Below are 21,059 nucleotides of genomic sequence, written 5' to 3' on the forward strand. Positions count from 1 at the left end.
GCGGCGCCCCAGGCTGGCCCGCGCCGGGGCGAGCAGCCTGGGGCCATCCTCAGGGCGCGGTCCCAGCGGCCCAGGGCGGCGAGGCCGGACGCGTCATGAAGCGGCGCTCCTTTCCGTCCGCCCAGGCGAAACCGTGCCGCGCCAGCTCGCCTATCAGGAGACCGGTCTCATCCGAGGCGACCTTCAGGGCCACGCCCTCCTCGTCGGCCGCCTCGACGAGCCAACCGACGAAATCCGGCGGAACCCGGCCGCCGGCGGCGCAGGCGATCACGAGTTCGTCCTCGCCGTAGGGGTCGAGCGCGAGATCCTCGCCGCCGTCCCCGTCCAGGATCCGGTGCATCAGGCGGAACGGACCGGTGTCAAACTCGGGCGGGAGGAGGCGGTCGAGGCATGCCTCCAGTTCCGCCCGGGACGCCCGCGGGGTGCGTCGGCCGGCGACGACGAGATCCGCCGCGTCCTGTTCGAGCGATCCGACCTGCAGGTCGAAACGAGCGGTGAGCGCGAATTTTATGCTGCCCCGCGCCAAGCTGATCCGCGCCAGCCCCGAAACGTCGCCCTCGCGCGTGACGCCTACCCCCCGCACCTCGATGCCCGGATGCCGTCGCAGCAGCGCCTCCAGGGCCGCCCCCAATCCTCCGTTCCAGAGATCGGCCTGGAGCCCCTCGATGACGCGCAGGCGCCAAGCCGGGACTTCACGGCTTCTCGCCCGTAAGCCGCCGACGGGTGGCGCCAGCAATTCCGGCGCGGTTCGGGTGAAGGGCGGACCATTGGCGGCTGCCAGGGTGCAGGCGAAGACGGCATCCGTCAGGTCCCGGGCCAGCGGGGCAAGCGCGTTCCGCGCGGCCCGGCGGAATGCCTGCTCGGCCGACCGGACCTGGCGCCTGCGGGCGGTGTCCCGTTCGCCCGAACCGTAGCCCGACGCCCGCCAACGACCCGCGCCCATCCTGAAGGTGCGGCCTTCCAGGTCCGCCATCGCCCGCATGAGAACCGGCACCGCCTCCAGGTAGCGGACGGCTTTTGCGAGGTGCTCCTGTGCCGTGGTGAGCTCCGGCACTTCGCTCGCGATCCGCCGAACGGCGGCAAGAACGTCGGAGACGTCCCGCGGGTCGCGCAGGACCGGCATTGCGGAAAAGGTCGCGCGTTGAAGCTCGTTGCGCGTCCGGACGAGCGGAACGACGACGCCGTCGAGCCACACTTGCCGGAGGTGCTTGCGTAGGCTGACGTCCAAGCCCTCAAGCTTGGACTGGACGATTCCTCCCGCCTGACTGGCGCTCAGGAGGTTGCCGAGCAACACGGTGAGGATGGGGCGCGCCTCGGCCGGGCAGACCGTGGCGATGGCCCGCATCGCCTGCTGGATCTCCTCCACCGAGGGCGGGCCGGCGGCGCCCCCCGGTTCCGGCATCTGTCCGCTTCGGGGGCAACGATGGTGGGCCGGACGCCCGGGGCTGCGGGGAGGGTGAACATGGCACAGGGCACCGATTGATGGGGGCGGCCACGGACCCCATCCTCGCTGCAGCCGCAGGGTCGGGACCGGGATGTTCCCGCCCACCTCGCGTCGCCAGCCCGAATCGGCGTCCCCTGGCTCCGCCCGGGAGCACATGCCGATCGTCCGGCTCGGCATGAAAGCGACAAGCGCCGGCGTTCCGCGCCCCGGGCCGAGGATCTGCTTCCGACGCTGCCCGACCGGAGGACTGCGAAGCGATTGCAGCCTGGCCGAGCCTCGTCGGATCTGCCGGGAGATCGGTTCCATGGGCGGCGAACTCACCGCGATCCGGCCATTCCGCGGCCTCCGGAACCGGCCGGGCCTGGCGGCCGACGCCAAGGACCTGCTGGCCGGGCAGCGGGAGCTCACGGTGGAGCATGCGGCCACCCCTGGCGGATTCGCGGGCCGGCTCGCGTTCCGCGGCATGCCCGCGCGCGCCACCAACCCTCGCCGGCTCCTGACTTGGCGGGCGGGGATGGCCGCTTCCACGCCCGAGGCTTCGGCGTGACGGGCGCCGGGGCGGAAGGTTGGGTCGAGGCGTATTCGGGGCATCTCGCGCAGACCTGGCCGGAGGCGGGCGAGGCGCGGCCCAGCCGAATTGGATCCGTGCTTCGCGTAGCCGGGGGGCGCGGTCCTTTCGGTCGCGGCCGTGCGCCGCGACTTCGTGGAGCCCCGGGCGGACTTTCCCTTCCCGGAGCCCGTCGTCGACATGCTGGCCAGCGCTTCGCACCGCCTGTGGCACATGGCTTGGCACACCGTGCGCGGGTCGTGGCCGCTGCTGCGTCCGGCGCAACGACGCGACATTCATCGCGAGGGCCGGGCTCTCGGGAACCCTTCACGGGTGGAGGATGGCCGCCCGGCCCGCAACCGCCTCGGGCCCGTCCTGAGCGACGGCTTCGGCGAGGATTTGCTCGACATGCACGGGCGGATGATCGCGACGGTGCGCGACATGGCCGGCCCTGAGATGCCCGGGTCCTGGGCCAGCATCCCCGGCCCGGCCGGCCTCGTGGCGGAGCCTGGGCTGGACAATCCGGCGCCGCTCTCTCGCCCGGCGGGCAATGCCGACGGCTTCGCCGTTCCCCCCTGCCTGGAACGACCCGGCCGGCGCGCTCGACAATCATCGCATTCCCGCGCTCAAGGGGGACGAGTCTGACTCCGCGCGGATGTCCTCCCGGGACCGGTGTCCGCCTGGGACCGGGCGTTCAAGAACCCGGCCCACCTCGCTACCCCGTCGCTCGACGCACGCGGCGCGTTGATCGAGTTCGTCGTCCACAACGCCATGCGCCCGTGGTGGAGGCATGTGGTGGAGCTCGGTCCCGCGAGACCCCATGACCGGAGTGCCGGCCCCCTCGGGCGGCCTGACCACGAGCCGCGGGGCAAGTGGTTGCTACCGGCCTGCGACTTCCTGGGCGAGTTCTTCTCCTCCCACGTCAAGCCGGTGTTCTGGCGGCTTCACGGCTGGGTCGACCAGCGCATCGACGACCGGTTCGCCGCCCGCGAGGCCCTTCATCGCGGCGAGGTGGTCGCCGCCGAGGTCGGCGGCATCCCCTGGTTCGCCGAGGGGCCCGGGGTGGCGAACCGCGCTCCCTGGCCGGGCCGCTGGACGCGCAGGGCGGGCACATGCATCTCGACGCGCAGGCGATGCGCAGGGTCCTCCGGATCATCGACGGCCAGGAGGGCGAGGACGAACGCAAGGGCGAGCGGGCGCGACCGGAGGCATTCGCCGCGCTGGTGCCGCGGCACGGGACGGCGCGTGCGTCACTCGCGCGAACGTTGCGGCGGCCCTGGCACCGCCGCCCTGAGGCGCCATGGCGCCAAGAGGGCGAACCGGCACGACGCGCCCGGCGCCGCCGACGGTCGCGAGACCAGGCGCGGTGCCGCTGGCAAGCCCGCAGCCACCGACCGTCCGCGGCGGCGCGGCGAGGGGTAGCCCAGCTTCGGAATGACGTGAGCATACCTAGAACCGGGTCTCCTTGCGCGAGCCCGCAGGGTTCGGGGTGGATCAGGGCTGCCCGGGCGCCAGGGCGGCGCCGGAGCTGGCTCAGGTCCGGCTACCGACGGCGGCGGCCCAGCGCGCGCGCCGTGGTCTCCCAGGCGGCCTGCCCTTGCAAGATCCGCGCACGAGCCCGGAACCCCATGGAGCGCGCGGGCTGCCGGGGCGGGACCGGCTCCGATCCCAACGACCCGAGCCCGCAGGACGCGTCCGTGTCGCGGCCGCGGGGATGCTGGTAGCACGCGGCGACCCAGGCATGGACCGCCCCCACGAGCATCGCCATGGTGACGACACCATGCCCGCGGATGTAGCGGCAGGCTCCATGGCCGCCCAGCAGGGCTTCGAGATGCGACCGGCCCGGCAGGGCGCGAGGCGGCCGGTGCAGGACCTGGATCCCGAGCTCCTCCGCGGCCTTCTGGAAGGCGGCGTCGTGGTAGCCCGTGCCGTTGTCCACCACGACGGCCTCCGGCATGCCGGGACAGGTCCAGACCGCGCCGAGCCCGGCGGACCGCGCCGCCGTACCGGGGACGTTCCCGAACAGCCGGAGCACGTCGCGCGGGCCGCGCCGCTCGGCATCGAGGGCGGCGACGACGATCAGGCCGCTGGTCTCGTCGCGGCCCAGCGTCAGGTGGACGGCGTCGAGGCCGAGGTCCGCGACGGAGATGCCGATGACCGCATGGTCGATGGCCACGCTCGCCAGCCCCCGCGAGGACGGGATGATCCCCTGGGCGGCGCGGCGCAGCACGTCCGGCGACGGCTCGCCGAGGCGCGGCGGCGCTCCATCGGCGCCGGTGGAAGAGGGTGTGGCGGTTCCGCTGTAGCGGGTCCTCATGACGAAACTCCGGGTTGACGGGGCGCACGGCGGCCCGTCGCTGGACACGGGCGAGTGGTCCCCCGGCCGAGGCCGGGGGAGGGTTGTCGGATCGTGGCGCGAGCGCCTAGAAGCCGCCGTCGTCCTCGTCGGACGGGCTCTGCCGGTCGAAGTCGCAGGCCGGGCGGCCGAGGGCGCGCGCGACGTCGCCGTCCCAGCGGTCGAAGTCCGGGTCGAGGAAGGCGGCGGAGACGGAGTTGTCGTCGGCGGAGCGGATGTCGCCGAAGTCCAGGTCGTCCATGGTGGGTGTCCTCTCGCAGGCGAAGGGGACCGGGATCCGCAGCCGTCCTCAGGAGCGGGCGGAGCCCCGGCAGCTTTCGCCGACGGGATCCAGGACGGGCGCAACGAGACGCTTGCGCTGGCGCGCATGTGCGGCTACGGTACGACCGTTGATCCGAGCGGGCCTGGCAGCCTGCCGGTGAACCCCGTCGGCCTTTGCGGGCCGAATCCGAGCCTTTGGGTTCGGGATGCCTGACACTCGCGGCAGGTGCGAAACTGAGATGCGAGGTCAGGATAAAGCGCGCGACCCATGGGTCGCGCGTTTCTTTTTGTGCAATCGGGCCGTCGACCCCGACCGCACCCGAACCCAGGGCGGGCCTCGGGCCCGCGGCGTGCTGATGGACTGGCCGACGGTGTCGGGCCGGTCGGCCGCAGGCGCGGCCTGCCGAGAGATCCATGCTTGTTCGATGTGATTGGCTGCCACGTGCGCCTCCATCATCAGAGTGGAATGGTATCAGGTCCGGACCATTTTTTATACCGCGAGTGTAATTTGCGGCGACTGATTTCGTCGGCCTGGTTAAAGTTCCGACACTGACCGAATCTGGCCAGCCCTTAGGCTGTTACTCTGTCTTCAACCGATCCGACTGCGCGAGCGGGTACCAGCGGCGGGCAAGCTCGTCGTGGCGGACCAAGCCCAACCGCTTGACCCGCGTCTTCGCTTTCTCGGCAGCGTCCCTGCTCATGCCGGCCTTGTTGACGGCTTCGTTCAACTGGGTGCCGGACAGACCGGCCGCGCCCTCCCGGTCCAGGGCTTCGATGATCACCGTGGCGGCGCGACCGAGCGGTGCCGGGACCGGAGCCGGGTTGGACCGCCCCGCTTTCGCCGCCACCACCGGCTTGGGCCGCGCCGGGGGCCGGGCTATCGCGGCCTCCTCCGGCTCCGCCTTGGCCAGAAGCTCCTCCATGCGGTCCTTTTTCAGGTAGAGGAGCGCCAGGCGCGAACAGGTCGCGCGCAGCACCCTGTCCTGCTCCTCGATGAGGTCCTCGATCTCTTGATCGACCTGTTGGATGGCCGACCGGACGTCGCTGAACATGAGCCGCCTCCCAGGGATGCCGCGGCCCTGGGCGGATCCGCCGTCCAGGGCTCACATGGCCTCCATGGCCATGGCCATGCATACGAAGATCCGGTGGCCGGATGCAAGCATCGAATCTCTCGGCCCGCGGACGGATGCGGGCATGGTTAACGGACTCCGCCGCCGGACATCGGGCGGCACCCTGCATGGCGGCATGAGGCGACGGGACCCTGCGGCCTGAGCGGTGGGTTCGTCGCACGCTCCCGGTAGAACCCGGCGTGAAACCCACGATGCTCGCCATGACGGGGCCCGGCGCCGCGGCCTCGCAAAGGGCGGCGCCCCCGCGGTCGCGATGGTCTCGCCGGTTCCACGAGCCCGCGGCGAACGCGGGGAGGCCGGCCGAGCGGCGGCGACCACCAAGCGGGCAGGAAGTTCATGCGCCCTGTGAAAACGATGCACTGGGCATGGCCATGGCCATGCCCTCCGGCTGATGTCGTCGCGCGGCGGTGCAAGCCTCGGCGGCGTCGAAGACGCGTTCAGGACCCGGCACGCGCTCAGAGGCGGCGCCACGAGAGGCGACCGGCGCCGGCAGGCTTCGTCCTGGACCGTGGGAAGGCGGTCGACGACGTCCTCAACGCTTCACGGCGCCCCCGGCCCGGTGCATCGCCATGGCCGTCGCTTTGGCCGCGCGTTCCGCGTCCGGGCGTTCGTGCGGATGCTTGGCTATTGCATCCGCCACGAAAGTCTTCCAGGCATCCGAGTTGATCGCCGGGGCCGCTTTCGAAGAGGTCTTGGATCGCTTGGTCATCCCGTTCGTCTCGGCCCAAGCACGTTAGGCCAAGGTCCTAGGACGGCCCTGCTCAGGGAGCCAGCCCGGTGCCGTGGCGGTCGGGTGCGGGCGGCGGGTCCGTTGATCTGGGCGTCGGCTGTGCGGACCAGCAGTCGACGCTTCCGGGTTCGTGCGGTTCGAGCCGTACGCCCATGGTGGTTGGAGCGCCCTTGTCGGCTGTCCACGAGCGGTCTCCAGGCGCCCGGCCCTGCATCCACCCTTGGCCTGCATGCTGAGCTTCCTCCGTCCCCGTGCCGTCTCGGGAAACCTGCTTTGGTCGCCCACCGGCGGGGTGAATTCACGCCGCTCGGGCTGCGGCATCGTCAACCATTGATGCTCGACAGGCCGGGTCGACCTACTCCACTTGAATCATCTTGGTGGGATCAATGACATGCCAGAAGAGACGCAGGGCGATAGCCCGCAGCTGACCGCAATAGCTGCCGACCTCGTTTCCGCCTACGTGGCCAACAATCCCGTGCCGCCTGCCGAGCTTCCCGCCCTGATCGCCAGGGTTCATGCGGCGCTGGACGGTCTCGCGAGCGGGCTGCGCCACCTCCCCGCGGACGAGCAGCCGAAGCCCACGCCGACGCAGGTGCGTCGGTCCGTCACGCCGGATGCCCTGATCTCGTTCCTCGACGGGAAACCCTACAAGACGCTCAAGCGGCACCTCGCCAAGCACGGGCTCGAACCGAACAGCTACCGCGAGCGGTACGGCCTGCCGCGGGACTACCCGATGGTCTGCCCGAACTATTCCGAGCAGCGCTCGGCACTGGCGCGTAACCTCGGGCTCGGGCGCCCCGGCGGCGGGGCATCGCAGATTGGCGGGGACGAAGCCGCGCCCACGCCCGCGGCGCGGACAGGCCGCGGCCGCCGCGCGACGTGGCCTTGATCCCGCTCACCGCGCCCCGGCCCCGGCGAGAGTGGCGGCAGGTCGATGAGGAATCGGGCGTGGCGACCACCGCGCTCGCAGCCATGGCCACCGTGGCCCTTCCTCGCTTTCGTGCCTGCCTCCAAGACAGGCAGCCCGGACATTTCAGTCAGCACCGGGCTGGGCCACGTCAGCGTCTTGAACATGCTGTCGTGTGTCATGCCTGGGTACGGATCCGCGGCCATGTCGCCTTGCTTCCGGCTCCCTGCACCAATCTCGGCCTTAGCCCTGAATGCCACCGGTTGATTGTTCTCCGGTTGAACGTTTTACGTGCAGATCAAGCTGATGAGGCGTGAGGGTTGACCTTGGCTTCCTTGCCGGGGGTCTGGTCGCGACACACCGGGCACCGTCCGTGGTGCGCCGCCTTCCGCGAGAGTCGGACGGCCGAGCTCCTCGGTAGGCAGCGCCCTCCGGCCTGGCCTGAGCGAAACGGGTCGGGGATGCCGGGACAGCCCCAACCCCCGGATCACATGCCGCGGTGATTCATGCCGTGCATGTTCCGCATCCCGCCGCCATGCCGCATGCCGCGCATACCACTGCCATGCCGCATGCCATGCATGTCGCCCCGTCGCATGCCACGCATGCTGCCGTGTCGCATGCCTTCGTGGCCCATGCCGCGGTCGCGGACCTGGGTCAGGACATCGCCCGGCGCCGCCGTCCCGGCCGGGACGGAAAGCGGAGCCGCTTGGAGGGGGGTGATACCGGCGAAGGCGGCGACGGCAGCGATCACAAAGATCCTCATCGACAAAGTCCTAGGGCGGGAATACCCCGCCGGGGTTTACTCGGAAGAGTAAGCGCATAACACGCCTGGGCGATCTTCGTTCAATTTCGGCGGATGCGCGGGAAAAGGCCGTCCGGCGGCAAAGCCGCAGCGCCCCGGCTGCCAGGCGCGACGTAGTCGGGGAGGGCTGTCGGCGCCCCGAAGTCCTGTGGAGGTTCATTCTGGACGGCGGGGGCCATCCGTGGCCCTCGCTCGGAGCTCGGGCCCCGGCCGGGCCGCTCGGGACCCGACGTGCCGTACGCGTCCGGGGGCCGCGCCGGAAACGGGAACCGCCCACGCGAGACCTCGGGGCCTGAGCGGCATCGCGCCGCTCGATGCCTCGTCCGGGGGAGACGAGACCTGACGGCCCTCTCCCGAAGTCGGGACGGACGTGGTTGGTCTCGGCATGTCCAGGGAGGAGCGGCCCCATCGTGGACCTCGGCGCCAGGGCATGAAGCCGGGCTGGCCCCTCCGACCGCCTGCGCGCCCCGTCCATGACGGGCGGCGCGACCGACACGCTCGTTCGCTCCGGCGCGGATGCGCCCAGCCGGCCCGTGCGCCACCCCTTCGAGAGGCGCGGCGACACCGTGGGCTGGCCCCGCGCGTCAGGTGCGCGCCCCGCGCAGCCGATGGTCCAGGGCTCCGACCCCTGCCATAAACTCCGTGTCCGGGTATGCCCGGCAAAAGCCCCGCAGGAAGCCGGCTTGCTCAAGCAGCGGAAAGGATCGAGGAACCAGGTCCAGGCCGCCTTCGACGCTCACGTCGCCTCACAGGCCACCAGCTGGGCGGTGACACTGACGGCATCTGGGGGGCGTCGGATGCCGCGACGAGCGGATGTCATCCCGTCCCCGCAATGGGGGCAGCTCCGGGGGAAGTCGGTGCAGGAGGTGGCGCGTCCCGCCGGGTGTATCCGGCTCCGGGGCTCCGTCAGACAATACGGGCGATGAGACTGCCGACCTCGTCGGCAAGGCGCTGCCGTTCGGCCTCCGGAAGGTCACCGGCGAGGGATGACTGGACGAGCGCGTGCATGTGGTCCCGGACCATGTCGGACTGGACGCGGCGCAGGGCGGCGATGACGGCGTCGATCTGGTGGGCGACGTCGACGCAGTAGCGCCCCGTCTCGATCATCTGCTGCACGCCGCGGACCTGTCCCTCGATGCGGCGAAGCCGGGGGATCTGCTGCTTGTGGTCGACCGGGACGCCCCCGTGGTCCTCTGCGGAACCTGACATGCTGCCGTGTACCTCTGGTGGGGAGGGCGAACGACGACCCGAAACCCGGAACTATACCCCGAAAGGGTATGTTGAAAGAGCTGAGCGCCCCTGGTCGCTCCTGAGCACCGGGGCCTCCCCCTTATAGTAAGGCTTGGCCCGACCCCCAACAATGCGAGCGATGGAATGCATCAGATGAGCCATGACATGCAGGCCTGCATCGACGAATGCCTGCGCTGCTACCAGACCTGCCTCGGCATGGCGTCGAGCCACTGCCTGCCGGCCGGCGGCAAGCACGTCGAGCCCGAGCATCTCCGCCTGATGCTCGCCTGCGCCGAGATCTGCCGGACCTCCGCGCACTTCATGCTGCTCGGCACCCGGCACCATAAGCACACCTGCGCCGAATGCGCCGACGTCTGCGAGGACTGCGCGCGCTCCTGCGAGGCCGTAGGCGACATGCAGGCTTGCGTCGACCAGTGCCGGGCTTGCGCCGAGAGCTGCCGGAAGATGGCCGCCTGAGTCCCGGGGAGCGGCCGGAGTGAGCCTTTCGAAACGGAGATCACACATGCGCACACAAGCCCTCATGCTCGGCGTCTCGTTGGCATTCGCCGGCGCCGCGAACGCCCAGGCGCCGGTCCGGCCGGACCTTCCGGGCTCGACCGCACCCGTGGTCACACGCACGCCTGATACCACCGGCAACGACCGGAACGTCGTGATCGCGCCGGGCCCGACGGGTGCGTCGACCATCCAGACCGACTCGGCCGCCGGTGGAAATGCAGGCCAGCCCTCGCGTGCCGTCCCGCAAGGCGGCGGCGGCGGCAGCCGATGAGGGCCGGCGCTCTCCGTTCGCGCGGCTGACCGACGGCTGAAGCCAGCGTCGGGCGATGTTGCCGCCCGGCCTAAAGACGCCTGCCGAGTGAGCTGCCCATGACCGGGGACCCGGGGAGAGCGCCGCCCGCGCGGGCATCCCGGTCCCGCGGCGAGATCCTCGGCACAAGCGGAGCGCTTCGGTCCGTTGGCCGGGGTCTCATCGACTGTCGACCATGCGACCCCTGGGGTAGCGGGTAGCGTGACCCGTTCGCCGCTTCCGGTAACAACGCTGGCGAGGGACGCGCTGGGGCACGGCGAACCGTTGAGGCCGGGGCGGCTCAATCGGACGATGGCGCTGCAGGTCCAGCAGCGGAACGATCTGGAACGGCGGCCCGGCGGCAGCCAGGCCGCTTGAACGCCTAGGCCGGAATCCGGCCTCCCGTAGCGTTCACCGGTCCCGCGCCCCCGTACGGACCGAGCGTTCAGCCTTCGCCCCTGCGGGCGCGTCGAACCCGGGGATCCCGGCAATCCTGGATGGCCCGTCACGCGCCTTGGCGATAGCCATCGCAGGCCGCTCCCGCGTTACGACGGTTTCGCAGCCTCGGCCCCCGGGTGGCGGCCCGCGCGCTGCGGCAGCAGGACGATGGCTGCCACGATGAAGGCCGCGATCACAGCCGATGCGAGCGGACGGCTGAGGTTCAGGCCACCGTCGCCGACGGGCTTGTCGAGGAGGTCGCCCACGGTCGCGCCGAGCGGGCGGGTGAGGATGAAGGCCGCCCAGAACAGCAGCACCCGCGAGACCTGAGTCCGGTGGTAGAGGGCGACGACCCCGGCGAGGCCGGCCGCGAAGACCAGCGCGCCCCCCTCGTAGCCGAGGCCGCCGGTGTCGGCGAGCCAGTCGCCGAGCGCGGTGCCGAGCGTCTGCGAGAAGGTGATGGCCGCCCAGTAGAACGCCTCGACCCGCGGCGTCGAGACCGTGTCCACCGAGACGGTCCCCTCCGAGCGGTACCAGAGGCCGAGGATGGCCGCGAGGCAGAGGAGCAGCAGGCTCGACCCGCCCGTGTAGCCGATCCCCAGCGAGCGGTCGGCGAAATCCGCCATGGTCGTGCCGAAGGTCGTCGAGGCGACGATGGTGGCCCAGTAGAGGACCGGATGGAACCGTTGCGACAGGATCTGGGCGACGACGAGGGCGACCAGCGCGACGGCGAACAGCGCCGTGCCCGCGAGATAGCCCCAGCCGAGCGTCATCGTGACGGTGTCGCCGCCGGTCTCGCCGAGCGTCGTGGCGAGGATCTTGATGGTCCAGAAGCCGAGGGTAACCTCCGGGACCTTGCTCGGGACCGGGTACGTGTCGCGGTTCATGCTGCGGACCTCTTGTTCCGGCGCGTGTCGGCCCGCGCTCGCGCAAGGCCCGGCCCGTCGTCGGACGAAGCCTGTAGCCCATCCGAATGAGGACAGAATGAGCCTTGGGGATGCGCGCTGACGCGAACCGCGCTGACGCGAACGGCCCTAGGCAGGCAGCACGACGCGGGCGAGGACACCCTTGGAGCCGTCCCGGCGGTTCTCGACCGTCAGGCCCAAGTGGTTGCGCTCGGCGATGCGGCGGGCGATGGCAAGGCCGAGGCCGGAGCCTTCCTCGTCGGGCGGGGCGGCGCGGTGGAACCGGTCGAAGATGCGCCTCTCGGAACCCGCCGGAATGCCGCAGCCGGTGTCGAGGATGTCGATGACGACCTGGCCCTCCGGACGATGCAGGCGGACGTCCACCTGTCCGCCGGCCGGCGTGTAGCGCACGGCGTTGTCGATCAGGTTCGCGACGAGGACCCGGAGCTCGGCCTCGGAGCCCTGCAGCGTCGCGGGTGCATCCACCGTGACGCCGAGATCGACACCCTTGCGCTGGGCGACGACGACGTGCTCGCCGACGCAGTCGAGAAGGAGGGGCACGATCTCGACCGGACCGGTCTCGGCCTGCGCGGGCGCATCGAGCCGGGCGAGGCGAAGCAACTGCTCGACGAGGGCGCTCGCGCGCCTCACGCCGCCCGCGATGGCGCCCCGGCGCTCGCCCAGGCCCGCACCGCCGTCGGCGCCCAGGTTGTCGACCTGGATCTGCAGGGCGGCGAGCGGCGTGCGCAATTCATGCGCCGCGTCGGCGAGAAAGCGCTTCTGGGCATCGAGCGCCGTGCGCAGCCGGGCGATCAGCCCGTTCATGCCCTCGACGAGGGGCGCCACCTCGACCGGGATGCCGGCCAGCGACAGCGGCGCCGCCGCCGCGGCGCTCCGGTCGGCGAGGTCGCGTGCGAGCGCGTCGAGGCGGCCGAGCATCCGGTTCATCGCCCAGCCGACGACGAGCCAGGACAGCGGGATGACGAGCAGGATCGGGGCCGCCGCCCCGATGGCGGCGCTGCGGGCGAACTCCCGGCGCACCCGGTCGCGCTGCGCGACCTGGACCGTCCAGACGGCGTTGCCCGTCGTGTAGGTCCGCCACGGCTCCCCGGCCATGACGGCGTCCGCGTAGCCGGTCGATGTGGGAGGCGCCAGCGCGGCCCCCTGCAGATCGCTGCGGGTGGGGACACCCCGGCTCCAGATGGTCACCGCGATCTGGTCCTCGGGGTCCTGGTCGGCGGCCGGCGGCGCGTCCGCGTCGGCGAGCCCGGGGCCGGCATTGAGGGCGACCTGCCGCAACTGCCCGTCGAGGAAGTCGGCGGCCTCGGTTCGCGCAAGGCCGTAGGCGACGAGCATCGCGATCAGGCCGACGAGCGTCAGGAGCGCCGTCATCCAGGCAAGCGCCGTCTTGCGGAGCGACGGCGAGGTCATGATTTCGGCACCATCCAGCCGGCGCCGCGGACGTTGAGGATGACGCCCTTTCCGAACTTGCGCCGGATCGCGTGGATCAGGGCGTCGACGGCGTTGCTCTCGACCTCCTCGCCCCAGCCGTAGATGCGCTCCTCGATCTGCGCGCGGGACAGGATGCGTCCGGGGCGCTCCATCAGGGCATTCATGAGGGCGAATTCCCGCGCGGGCAGCACCGCGACGGCATCCGCATGCGACAGGGCATGCGTCTCGGTGTCGAGTTCGGTCGGGCCGGCGACCAGGCACGAGGTCGCCCGGCCCGACCGCCGCCGGAGGACCGCGCGCATCCTGGCGAGCAGTTCGCGCGTCTCGAAGGGTTTGACGAGGTAGTCGTCCGCGCCGAGGTCGAGGCCGCCCACGCGGCTGTCCACCGCGTCCCGGGCCGTGATGACGAGGACCGGCGTGTCGACCCCGCGGCTGCGGGCGTTCTTCAACAGATCGAGGCCGTCGGTGCCGGGCAGGCCGAGGTCGAGGAGCACCAGCGCGTGTCCATCACCGCGCAGCGCCGCTTCCGCCTCGCGGCCGTCGCGCACCCAATCGATCGACATGCCTTGCGCGGCGAGGGCCCGGACGAGGCCCTCGCCGATCATCGCGTCGTCTTCGATGAGCAGGATGCGCATGCCATTCAGTGTCCACGGCCCCTAGCTTGGCCCGAGAAGATTCCGTGCCGGCTCGCAGGGTGCAAAAGCTGCCCAGGGACCAAGGCCTGACGTTAACGGGACTGGCTTGCAAGCTTCGGATGGACCGGGGCGGATCCAGGCTTGAGACGAGGTCCGCGGCTCGGAGACCTGAGGCCGTGCCAGAGTTGCGGATGCGGGCTACGGCCCCGTGCAGGCGAGCGGTGCCCGCGCCGCGGGCACGGCGGCGAGGTCGTCGAGGATCGGACAGTCCGGGCGAGCGTCGCCGGAGCAGCTGTCGGCGAGGTGACGGAGCGACCGGGCCAGGCCCTGCATCTCGGCGATCCTGGCCTCCAGCTCGCCGACCCGTCGCATCGCAAGCGCCTTGACGTCAGCGCTCGCCCGGCTCGTATCGCGCCACAGGTCGAGCAAGGCGCCCACTTCCTCGACCGAGAAGCCAAGGCCTCGCGCGCGCTTGACGAAGCGAAGGTCGTGGATGTCCGCGCCCTCATACACGCGATAACCGGCTTCGGACCGCGCCGCCGGCCGGATCAGGCCGATGCTCTCGTAGTACCGGATCATCTTGGCCGAGACGCCCGAGGCCTTTGCGGCTGCACCGATGTTCATATCAAACTCCTGTCCGCGTTCGTTCGTCGACGGCCCTTCGGCCGCAGGCCCCTGGCCTTGAGACGGGAATGACCGACGGCCCGCGACCGCCGGCCCCGCCCGTCCTCGCCTCGGCGGGAGGCGCCTGTCAGGACGCCGGGGCCTTGGCCGTCTCAAGCACCGGCGCGAAAGCCCGCAGCCGGAGGGCGTTCAGGACGACGCTGACGCTGGAGACGGCCATGGCGAGCCCGGCGAACATCGGCGACATCAGGATGCCGAAGCCCGGGTACAGCGCACCGGCGGCGACCGGGATCAACACCGCGTTGTAGGCGAAAGCCCAGAACAGGTTCTGACGGATATTGCGGATCGTCGCTTGCGAGAGGGCGACGGCGTTCGCGACATTCCTGAGGTCTCCCGACATCAGCACCACGTCCGCACTCTCCACGGCGATGTCCGTGCCGGTGCCGACGGCGAGCCCGACGTCGGCCTGGGCAAGCGCCGGGGCGTCATTGATGCCATCCCCGACGAAAGCCACGGTGACGGTGCCGTTCTCCTGCAGGCGGCGGACGACATCGGCCTTGTCGGTCGGGAGCACCTCCGCCTCGACCGCGTCGATGCCGAGGCGGCGGGCGACGGCCTGCGCGGTCCGGCCGTTGTCGCCGGTGACCATCACGACCTTCAGGTTCAGGCGATGCAGGGCCGCGATGGCCTCGGGCGTGGATGCCTTCACGGGGTCCGCGACCGCGACCAGTGCCGCGAGAACCCCGTCCACGGCGACGTACAGGGGCGTCTTGCCCTCGTCGGCCAGCCGCGCGGCCGAACCCGACAGGGCGCCAAGGTCCAGGCCGAGCCGACGCATCAGGCGGTCGGCACCGGCGTCGACCCGCCGCCCCTCGACGACGCCGCGCACGCCGAAGCCGGGAACCGCCTCGAACCCGGCGGCCTCGGACAGCGTGAGCCCGCGTCGGCGCGCCTCCGAAACGATGGCCGCGGCGACGGGATGCTCCGAGCGGGCCTCCATCGACGCCACGAGACGCAGCACGGTGTCCGCCTCGAAGCCGCCCAAGACCTCGAAATCCGTGAGTTCGGGCCTCCCCTTGGTCAGGGTTCCCGTCTTATCGAGCGCCACGACGCGCGCGTCCCGCAGGGCTTGGAGCGCCTCCCCGCGCCGGAACAGGATGCCGAGCTCGGCCGCCTTGCCGGTGCCGACCATGATCGAGGTCGGGGTCGCGAGCCCCATCGCGCAGGGGCAGGCGATGATCAGCACGGCGACGGCGTTCGCCAGCGCGAAAGTCAGCGCCGGCGTTGGGCCGAAGGCGAGCCAGACCACGAGCGTGAGGAACGCGGCGGCCATAACGGCCGGCACGAACCAGGTGGTCACCCGGTCGACGAGCGCCTGGATCGGCAGCTTCGAGCCCTGCGCCGCCTCGACCGTCCGCACGATCTGCGCCAGGAGCGTGTCGGCCCCGACCTTCGTGGCCGCGAAGCGGAAGCTGCCGGTTCCGTTCACGGTCCCGCCGATGACCGTGTCGCCTTTCGCCTTGCGGGACGGGACGGGCTCGCCCGTGACCATGGCTTCGTCGACGTAGGATGTGCCGTCGAGCACAAGGCCGTCGACCGGCAAGCGTTCCCCGGGGCGAACGACGACGACGTCGCCGGCGCGCACCGCACCGGCATCGACCTCCGTTTCGGCGCCGTCGCGAACCACCCGGGCCGTTTTCGCCTGAAGCGTCAGCAGGCGGCGGATCGCATCGCTCGTGCGTCCCCGGGCCCGAGACTCGAACCAGCGTCCGAGCAGGATGAGCGTGACGATCACCGCGCCGGCCTCGAAGTAGGTGTAGGCCGTGCCGGCCGGCAGGAGCCAGGGGGCCAGGACCGCGACGACCGAGAAGCCGTAGGCCGCGCTGGTCCCGAGCATCACCAGGCTGTTCATGTCGGGGGCGCCACGCAGGAGCGCGGGAATGCCCTTGGCGTAGAAGCGCAGCCCCGGCCCGAACTGGATCAGGCTGGCGAGGACGAGCGACAGGATCGTGACGGTGCCTTGCCCGAGATTGTCCGCCAGGGCCCGGTGCAGGTCGCCCGAGAGGTGGGCGCCCATCTCGAACACGAGCAGCGGCGCTGTGGCGAGGGCGGCGAGAAGGACGGAGCGGCGCAGGGCCGCGAGCTCGGCCGCGCGCGCCGCCTCTTGCCGCCCCCCGGTGCGACGTCGCCGAGGACCGGCTCGGCCTCGTAACCCGCTTCCGCGACCGCGCCGACGAGACGCCGGATCATCTCGGTCCCGCCCAGGTGGCGCACGGTCGCGCGCTGCGAGGCGAGGTTGACGCTCGCCTCGCGGACGCCCGGGACCCGCCGGAGCGCCTTCTCGACACGACCGACGCAGGACGCGCACGTCATGCCGGAGACCTGCAGCTCCGCTACGGCCTCGACGGGCTCGTAACCTGCCGCCCGGACGGCTTCGGCGACAGCGGCGTTGCCGGCTCCCGGCGCCAGGACGCCGCTGAGGCGCTCCGTCGCCAGGTTCACATTGGCTGCCCGCACGCCTTCGACGGCGCGGACCGCCCGCTCGACGCGTCCTACGCAAGAGGCGCAGGTCATTCCCCGCACGGGGAAATCGAATGTCGTTCCGGACTCCGCTACCGGCCTTGCGCGCGCCTGCTGTGCCATCGCTATTTCCGTTGTGTTCCGATGGCTTTCCAGATGGTCCTTCCCATCATGGGAAGGTCAAGAACGTGGATCGGTCGGACGTGCGTTCTTCGCCCATCCTCTCCCGCTGCCGTGTGAATTCGCACTGCGGTCACTGCGGCGCGAGGAATGCGCGGAGCGACCCTTGACCTTCCCACGATGGGAAGGTCCATCTGAGGCGGGATCCCGAACGAGGAGATTCCGAATGTGCTGCTGCACGAACAACGCGACCGCCCGCCCGTCATCCACGTCTCGCCCGGTGGATGCCGCTACCGTGGTCCTCCGGGTTGACGACATGACCTGCGGGCACTGCGCAGGTGCGATCCAGGCCGCCGTCGAGGGCGACCTGCCGGGGACCCAGGCGGCCGCGGACCCGGCCACGAAGACCGTCACGGTGCGCGGCACGGCGGATGCGGCCGCGGTCGGCAGGGCAGTGAAATCGGCAGGCTACACGCCGTCGTCCGGTGCCTGACGCTCAAGTGACCCGGGCGGGCGGGAGGTCACGGTGCGGCCCCCGCCCGGCCCGTACTTGCCTCACCGCCCGCCTCGCGGACGCGGCGGCGATCAATTGACCGGAACGGCGCAGGGACAGTGGGGCGCTGTCATCGGCGTGCATCCGCAGTGGCACGGGATCGTGCGATGCTGCCGAGCGGGACACCCTCTGGGTTCCATAGCCCGGCACGACGCCCGCGCGGTCACCCCTCGATCATCGCGCGGATGCGGGTGGCCAGCGCCTCGACCGGGAACGGCTTGGTGATCATCTGCATGCCCGGATCGAGATGCCCGTTGCCGAACATCGCGTTCTCGGCATAGCCGGTGATGAACAGAACCTTCAGGTCCGGCCGGCCCTCGCGAGCCTGGTCCGCGAGCTGTCGCCCGTTCAGGCCCGGCAGGCCGACGTCGGTCACGAGCAGGTCGATGCGCTCTCGCGACTGCAGGACCCTCAAGCCCGAAAGTCCGTCCTGGGCCTCCAGGGCCCGGTAGCCGAGGTCGTTCAGCACCTCGACGATGAGGTCGCGGACCACGGGCTCGTCCTCCACCACGAGCACCGTCTCCCCGGCCTCCGCCCGGTGCGCCTCCGTCAGGCCCGTGACCGCGTCCTCGTCCGCAGCCAGTTCGCCGCGGTGGCGCGGCAGGTAAACCTTCACCGTCGTGCCCCGGCCGACCTCCGAGTAGATCTTGGCGTGCCCCTCGGACTGGCGGGCGAAGCCGTAGATCATCGAGAGCCCGAGGCCGGTGCCCTGGCCGATGGGCTTGGTGGTGAAGAACGGGTCGAAGGCCCGGACGATCACGTCGGGCGGCATGCCGGAACCGGTGTCGGTCACGCAGATGCAGACGTATTGGCCGGGCGCGACGCCCGGATGCAGCTTGGCGTAGGCGCGGTCGAGATGCGTGTTGCAGGTCTCGATGGTGAGCTTGCCCCCGTCGGGCATCGCGTCACGGGCGTTGATGGCGAGGTTCAGGATCGCGCTTTCCAGCTGGTGCGGGTCGCACAAGGTCAGCCAGAGGCCGCCGGCGGTGACGATCTCCAGACTGATGGCCTCGCCGATGGTCCGGCGCAGCAAATCCTCCAAGGAGGTCACGAGCGTGTTGGCGTCGACCGGCTTGGGGTCGAGGGGTTGGCGGCGCGCGAACGCGAGGAGGCGGTGCGTCAGGGCGGCCGCGCGATTGGCCGAGGACATCGCGGCCTTGGCGTACTTCTCGATCGCATCGGTGCGCCCCTGCGCGATGCGGGTCTGCATCAGGTCGAGCGAGCCGACGATGCCGGTGAGCAGGTTGTTGAAGTCGTGGGCGATGCCGCCGGTCAGCTGGCCGACCGCCTCCATCTTCTGGGCCTGGCGCAGCGCCTCCTCGGTTTCCGCGAGCGTTTGCGCAGCCTCCTTCTCGGCCGTGATGTCGCGCCCGACCGCGTGGATCAGGGCCTCGGCGGGCACCGCCGTCCAGGACAGCCAGCAATAGCGGCCGTCCTTCCGGCGGTAGCGATTCTCGAACCGCAGGGTGGTCAGGCCCTCCTGCAGCTTGCCGACCTCGGCCAGGGTAGGGGCCAGGTCGTCCGGGTGGACGAGGTCCATGAAGGCGCGTCCGATGAGTTCCCGCTCGTTCCAGCCGAGCAGGGTCGTCCAGGCCGGGTTGACCGCCTCGATGGTGGCGTCGTAGCGCGCGACCAGCATGACGTCGGTCGAGAGTCGCCACATGCGGTCGCGGTCGGCGGTGCGCTCGGCCACCAGCCGTTCGAGCTCCTCGCGGCTCCGTGCCAGAACCTCGCGCGCCTCCACGAGATCCTGGATGTCGGTGCAGGTGCCGAACCAGCGCGTGATCCGTCCCGCCTCGTCGCGCACGGGCTGGGCGCGACCGAGCACCCAGCGGTACTGCCCGGTGCGGTGCCGCAGCCGGTACTCGATGCGGTAGGCCTCGCCGCTCGCGAGGCAGTGCCGCCACGTCGACCAGGCACGCTCCCGGTCGTCGGGGTGGAACATGCCGTTCCACCCCGCGCCATCGGTCGAGCCGGCCGGGACGCCGGTGAAGTCGTGCCAGCGCTGGTTGAAGTAGTCGTGGTAGCCGTCGGGCCGCGTCGACCAGACCATCTGGTCGATGGAGTCGGCGATGGCCTGGAACTTGGCCTCGCTCTCGCGCAGGCGTTCCTCGACCCGCTTGCGGCCGGTGTCGTCGAGCTGGATGCCGTCCCAGGCGAGCGAGCCATCCGCCAGCACCCGGGGTGCCGAGATGATGCGGCTCCAGCGCACCTCGCCGTCGGGCCGCCGGAAGGGCGCCTCGAAGTCGAAGGGCGTCAGGTCGCGGATGGCGGCCTGCTCGGCCGCGCCCAGGCTCTCGCGGTACTCGGGCAGGATCAGCTCGTAGGCGACCCTGGGATCGGCCAGAACCGCCTCGGCCGGGATGCCGGTCATCCGCTCGAAGCCGCGCGACACGTAGAGGAAGCGCCGGCTGGAGCCGTCGCGCGGCATGCCGATCTGGTAGACCATGCCGCCGGGCAGGTTGTCGGCGAGCCCGCGCAGGCGCGCCTCGGCCTCGCGCAGCGCTTCCTCTCGCTCCCGCCGCTCCGTGACGTCGCGATAGAACAGCGCCAAGCCATCGGGTGCCGGATAGGCCCGCACCTCCAGCCAGGCCGCGTGCCCGTCGGGCCAGACGTAGCGATGCTCCAACGTGAGCGGGATGCGCTCGCGCATGGCGCGCAGGTACATCGTGCCGATGGGCATGTGCTCCGACCCGGGATAGACCTCCCAATGGGAGCGCCCCAGGATCTCGCTCGCCGGCCGGTCCTCCAGCCGGAACCCCTCGGCGTTCATCTGCAGGATGCGGAAGTCGCGGTCGAGCAGCAGGAAGCCCTCGCCCATCCCCTCCAGCACGCCCGACGCTCGCGCCTCGCTCGCGCGCAACGCCTCGTCGGCCAGCACCTTGCCGGTCGTCTCGGTGCAGGCGCAGAACATGCCGCCGACTGCGCCCGCATCGTCCCTGACCGGCGAGTAGGAGAAGGTGAAGTAGGTTTGCTCGGCGAATCCGTTCCGGTGCATGGTCAGCGGCAGGTTCTCGGCCCAGGTCGCCTCGCCGGCCATGGCCACATCGACCAGGGGCAAGAGGTCTTCCCAAATCTCGGACCAGACATCCTGGAAGCGCCGCCCGAGCGAAGCCGGGTGCTTGCGGCCGAGGATCTCGACGTAGGCATCGTTGTAGAGGAACCCGAGCTCCGGTCCCCAGGCCACGAACATCGGGAACCTGGAGCCGAGCATCAGGCTCAGTGCCGAGCGCAGGCATTGCGGCCAGGTCTCGGGCGAGCCGAGCGGCGAGGCCGACCAATCATGCGCACGCATGCGTGCACCCATCTGCCCGCCCCCCGAGAGGAAGCCGAGACCGGGAGGCGGGACACTCTCGACCATGCGCCGGGTTAAAGCCTGTCTTCGAGATCGAGGGGCTCGGGCGATCCCGAGCCGGTGGGTTCACGGTTCCGCAGCCCCGGAGCCTGCCCCGCGACGGGCGCCACTGAAGACGGCGCGGTGAACTCGCGCGCCCCGATATACCGCACACGGCCGGCTTGCCCATGCCTCGCACGGCCTCGATGTCGAGCGCTCTGGATGCCGACGGCGTGCCTCATGCGTTTGACCGAGCGCGCCGTCGC

At 71.1% G+C, this 21,059-nt stretch carries 19 protein-coding genes and 1 pseudogene; 7 read left to right on the forward strand and 13 right to left on the reverse strand.

Annotated elements, in window-relative coordinates:
- Window positions 1-49: 49 nt before the first annotated feature.
- Entirely contained in the window at window positions 50-1,402 is a 1,353-nt protein-coding gene (locus DK389_RS20955; RefSeq protein ID WP_109892478.1) for a hypothetical protein, read from the reverse strand.
- Window positions 1,403-1,748: 346 nt separating this feature from the next.
- Here DK389_RS20955 and DK389_RS20960 point away from each other — a divergent pair, with 346 nt between their 5' ends.
- From DK389_RS20960 to DK389_RS32655, 3 genes are all read left to right on the forward strand, one after another.
- Window positions 1,749-1,991: a hypothetical protein gene (locus DK389_RS20960; protein ID WP_109892480.1), complete on the forward strand. Its 243-nt coding sequence runs from the start codon at window positions 1,749-1,751 to the stop codon at window positions 1,989-1,991.
- Window positions 1,992-2,132: 141 nt separating this feature from the next.
- The gene (locus DK389_RS32650; protein ID WP_162560744.1) at window positions 2,133-2,636 is read left to right on the forward strand and encodes a hypothetical protein; all 504 of its coding nucleotides are present in this window, start codon (window positions 2,133-2,135) and stop codon (window positions 2,634-2,636) included.
- 27 nt (window positions 2,637-2,663) lie between these two features.
- Window positions 2,664-3,413, forward strand: coding sequence for a hypothetical protein (locus DK389_RS32655; RefSeq protein ID WP_162560745.1), 750 nt, complete (start codon window positions 2,664-2,666; stop codon window positions 3,411-3,413).
- 121 nt (window positions 3,414-3,534) lie between these two features.
- Here DK389_RS32655 and DK389_RS32660 read toward each other — a convergent pair whose 3' ends face one another.
- The 4 genes from DK389_RS32660 to DK389_RS32670 form a co-directional block, all read right to left on the reverse strand.
- On the reverse strand, window positions 3,535-4,308 hold the full coding sequence (locus DK389_RS32660) for a hypothetical protein (RefSeq protein ID WP_162560746.1): 774 nt from the start codon (window positions 4,306-4,308) through the stop codon (window positions 3,535-3,537).
- A gap of 106 nt (window positions 4,309-4,414) precedes the next feature.
- A complete protein-coding gene (locus tag DK389_RS32665; RefSeq protein WP_162560747.1) occupies window positions 4,415-4,588 on the reverse strand; it encodes a hypothetical protein in 174 nt (57 codons plus the stop codon).
- A gap of 598 nt (window positions 4,589-5,186) precedes the next feature.
- Entirely contained in the window at window positions 5,187-5,660 is a 474-nt protein-coding gene (locus tag DK389_RS20980) for a hypothetical protein (RefSeq protein WP_109892486.1), read from the reverse strand.
- A gap of 610 nt (window positions 5,661-6,270) precedes the next feature.
- Complete coding sequence (locus tag DK389_RS32670) at window positions 6,271-6,447, reverse strand: hypothetical protein (RefSeq protein ID WP_162560748.1); 177 nt, start codon at window positions 6,445-6,447, stop codon at window positions 6,271-6,273.
- A 412-nt stretch (window positions 6,448-6,859) separates the two neighbouring features.
- Here DK389_RS32670 and DK389_RS20985 point away from each other — a divergent pair, with 412 nt between their 5' ends.
- The gene (locus DK389_RS20985; protein WP_109892488.1) at window positions 6,860-7,357 is read left to right on the forward strand and encodes a Ros/MucR family transcriptional regulator; all 498 of its coding nucleotides are present in this window, start codon (window positions 6,860-6,862) and stop codon (window positions 7,355-7,357) included.
- Window positions 7,358-7,862: 505 nt separating this feature from the next.
- On the opposite strand, the gene DK389_RS20990 is transcribed toward DK389_RS20985, so the two are convergent.
- Both DK389_RS20990 and DK389_RS20995 read right to left on the reverse strand, forming a co-directional pair.
- Window positions 7,863-8,138 (reverse strand): hypothetical protein, encoded by a 276-nt coding sequence (locus tag DK389_RS20990; RefSeq protein WP_109892490.1) that lies wholly within the window; start codon window positions 8,136-8,138, stop codon window positions 7,863-7,865.
- Window positions 8,139-9,083: 945 nt separating this feature from the next.
- Window positions 9,084-9,386, reverse strand: coding sequence for a metal-sensitive transcriptional regulator (locus DK389_RS20995; RefSeq protein WP_109892492.1), 303 nt, complete (start codon window positions 9,384-9,386; stop codon window positions 9,084-9,086).
- A 165-nt stretch (window positions 9,387-9,551) separates the two neighbouring features.
- Between DK389_RS20995 and DK389_RS21000 the strand changes: the two genes are divergently transcribed.
- Both DK389_RS21000 and DK389_RS21005 read left to right on the forward strand, forming a co-directional pair.
- On the forward strand, window positions 9,552-9,884 hold the full coding sequence (locus DK389_RS21000; protein WP_109892494.1) for a four-helix bundle copper-binding protein: 333 nt from the start codon (window positions 9,552-9,554) through the stop codon (window positions 9,882-9,884).
- A 46-nt stretch (window positions 9,885-9,930) separates the two neighbouring features.
- Window positions 9,931-10,194, forward strand: coding sequence for a hypothetical protein (locus DK389_RS21005; protein WP_109892496.1), 264 nt, complete (start codon window positions 9,931-9,933; stop codon window positions 10,192-10,194).
- Window positions 10,195-10,757: 563 nt separating this feature from the next.
- Here the strand turns inward: DK389_RS21005 and DK389_RS21010 are convergent.
- The 5 genes and pseudogenes from DK389_RS21010 to DK389_RS21030 all read right to left on the reverse strand — a co-directional run bounded on the left by DK389_RS21010 (window position 10,758) and on the right by DK389_RS21030 (window position 16,909).
- Window positions 10,758-11,537 carry a COG4705 family protein gene (locus DK389_RS21010; protein ID WP_109892498.1) on the reverse strand — a complete coding sequence of 260 codons (780 nt, stop codon included), beginning with the start codon at window positions 11,535-11,537 and terminating at the stop codon, window positions 10,758-10,760.
- Window positions 11,538-11,684: 147 nt separating this feature from the next.
- Entirely contained in the window at window positions 11,685-12,986 is a 1,302-nt protein-coding gene (locus tag DK389_RS21015; RefSeq protein ID WP_109892500.1) for an ATP-binding protein, read from the reverse strand.
- Window positions 12,983-13,642 (reverse strand): response regulator, encoded by a 660-nt coding sequence (locus DK389_RS21020; protein ID WP_109892502.1) that lies wholly within the window; start codon window positions 13,640-13,642, stop codon window positions 12,983-12,985. Before DK389_RS21020 ends, DK389_RS21015 begins: the two co-directional genes overlap by 4 nt.
- 198 nt (window positions 13,643-13,840) lie before the next feature.
- The gene (cueR, locus tag DK389_RS21025) at window positions 13,841-14,266 is read right to left on the reverse strand and encodes a Cu(I)-responsive transcriptional regulator (RefSeq protein ID WP_109892504.1); all 426 of its coding nucleotides are present in this window, start codon (window positions 14,264-14,266) and stop codon (window positions 13,841-13,843) included.
- Window positions 14,267-14,393: 127 nt separating this feature from the next.
- Window positions 14,394-16,909: pseudogene (locus DK389_RS21030) on the reverse strand (heavy metal translocating P-type ATPase).
- 292 nt (window positions 16,910-17,201) lie between these two features.
- On the opposite strand from DK389_RS21030, the gene DK389_RS21035 reads away from it, so the two are divergent.
- Window positions 17,202-17,399 (forward strand): heavy-metal-associated domain-containing protein, encoded by a 198-nt coding sequence (locus DK389_RS21035; RefSeq protein WP_236960207.1) that lies wholly within the window; start codon window positions 17,202-17,204, stop codon window positions 17,397-17,399.
- A gap of 223 nt (window positions 17,400-17,622) precedes the next feature.
- Here the strand turns inward: DK389_RS21035 and DK389_RS21040 are convergent, their stop codons facing one another.
- Entirely contained in the window at window positions 17,623-20,820 is a 3,198-nt protein-coding gene (locus tag DK389_RS21040) for a hybrid sensor histidine kinase/response regulator (RefSeq protein WP_109892508.1), read from the reverse strand.
- Window positions 20,821-21,059 lie beyond the last annotated feature (239 nt).

The sequence above is a fragment of the Methylobacterium durans genome, from assembly GCF_003173715.1.
Taxonomy (GTDB): Bacteria; Pseudomonadota; Alphaproteobacteria; order Rhizobiales; family Beijerinckiaceae; genus Methylobacterium; species Methylobacterium durans.

Excerpts from the sequence above, each read along its gene's own strand:
- cueR (WP_109892504.1), bottom strand. The coding sequence starts at position 14,266 with ATGAACATCGGTGCAGCCGCAAAGGCCTCGGGCGTCTCGGCCAAGATG.
- DK389_RS20990 (WP_109892490.1), bottom strand. The coding sequence starts at position 8,138 with ATGAGGATCTTTGTGATCGCTGCCGTCGCCGCCTTCGCCGGTATCACC.
- DK389_RS21015 (WP_109892500.1), bottom strand. The coding sequence starts at position 12,986 with ATGACCTCGCCGTCGCTCCGCAAGACGGCGCTTGCCTGGATGACGGCG.
- DK389_RS21040 (WP_109892508.1), bottom strand. The coding sequence starts at position 20,820 with ATGGTCGAGAGTGTCCCGCCTCCCGGTCTCGGCTTCCTCTCGGGGGGC.
- DK389_RS20960 (WP_109892480.1), top strand. The coding sequence starts at position 1,749 with ATGGGCGGCGAACTCACCGCGATCCGGCCATTCCGCGGCCTCCGGAAC.
- DK389_RS32665 (WP_162560747.1), bottom strand. The coding sequence starts at position 4,588 with ATGGACGACCTGGACTTCGGCGACATCCGCTCCGCCGACGACAACTCC.
- DK389_RS20980 (WP_109892486.1), bottom strand. The coding sequence starts at position 5,660 with ATGTTCAGCGACGTCCGGTCGGCCATCCAACAGGTCGATCAAGAGATC.
- DK389_RS21010 (WP_109892498.1), bottom strand. The coding sequence starts at position 11,537 with ATGAACCGCGACACGTACCCGGTCCCGAGCAAGGTCCCGGAGGTTACC.
- DK389_RS21020 (WP_109892502.1), bottom strand. The coding sequence starts at position 13,642 with ATGCGCATCCTGCTCATCGAAGACGACGCGATGATCGGCGAGGGCCTC.
- DK389_RS20995 (WP_109892492.1), bottom strand. The coding sequence starts at position 9,386 with ATGTCAGGTTCCGCAGAGGACCACGGGGGCGTCCCGGTCGACCACAAG.
- DK389_RS21000 (WP_109892494.1), top strand. The coding sequence starts at position 9,552 with ATGCATCAGATGAGCCATGACATGCAGGCCTGCATCGACGAATGCCTG.
- DK389_RS20955 (WP_109892478.1), bottom strand. The coding sequence starts at position 1,402 with ATGCCGGAACCGGGGGGCGCCGCCGGCCCGCCCTCGGTGGAGGAGATC.
- DK389_RS32670 (WP_162560748.1), bottom strand. The coding sequence starts at position 6,447 with ATGACCAAGCGATCCAAGACCTCTTCGAAAGCGGCCCCGGCGATCAAC.
- DK389_RS20985 (WP_109892488.1), top strand. The coding sequence starts at position 6,860 with ATGCCAGAAGAGACGCAGGGCGATAGCCCGCAGCTGACCGCAATAGCT.
- DK389_RS21005 (WP_109892496.1), top strand. The coding sequence starts at position 9,931 with ATGCGCACACAAGCCCTCATGCTCGGCGTCTCGTTGGCATTCGCCGGC.
- DK389_RS32660 (WP_162560746.1), bottom strand. The coding sequence starts at position 4,308 with ATGAGGACCCGCTACAGCGGAACCGCCACACCCTCTTCCACCGGCGCC.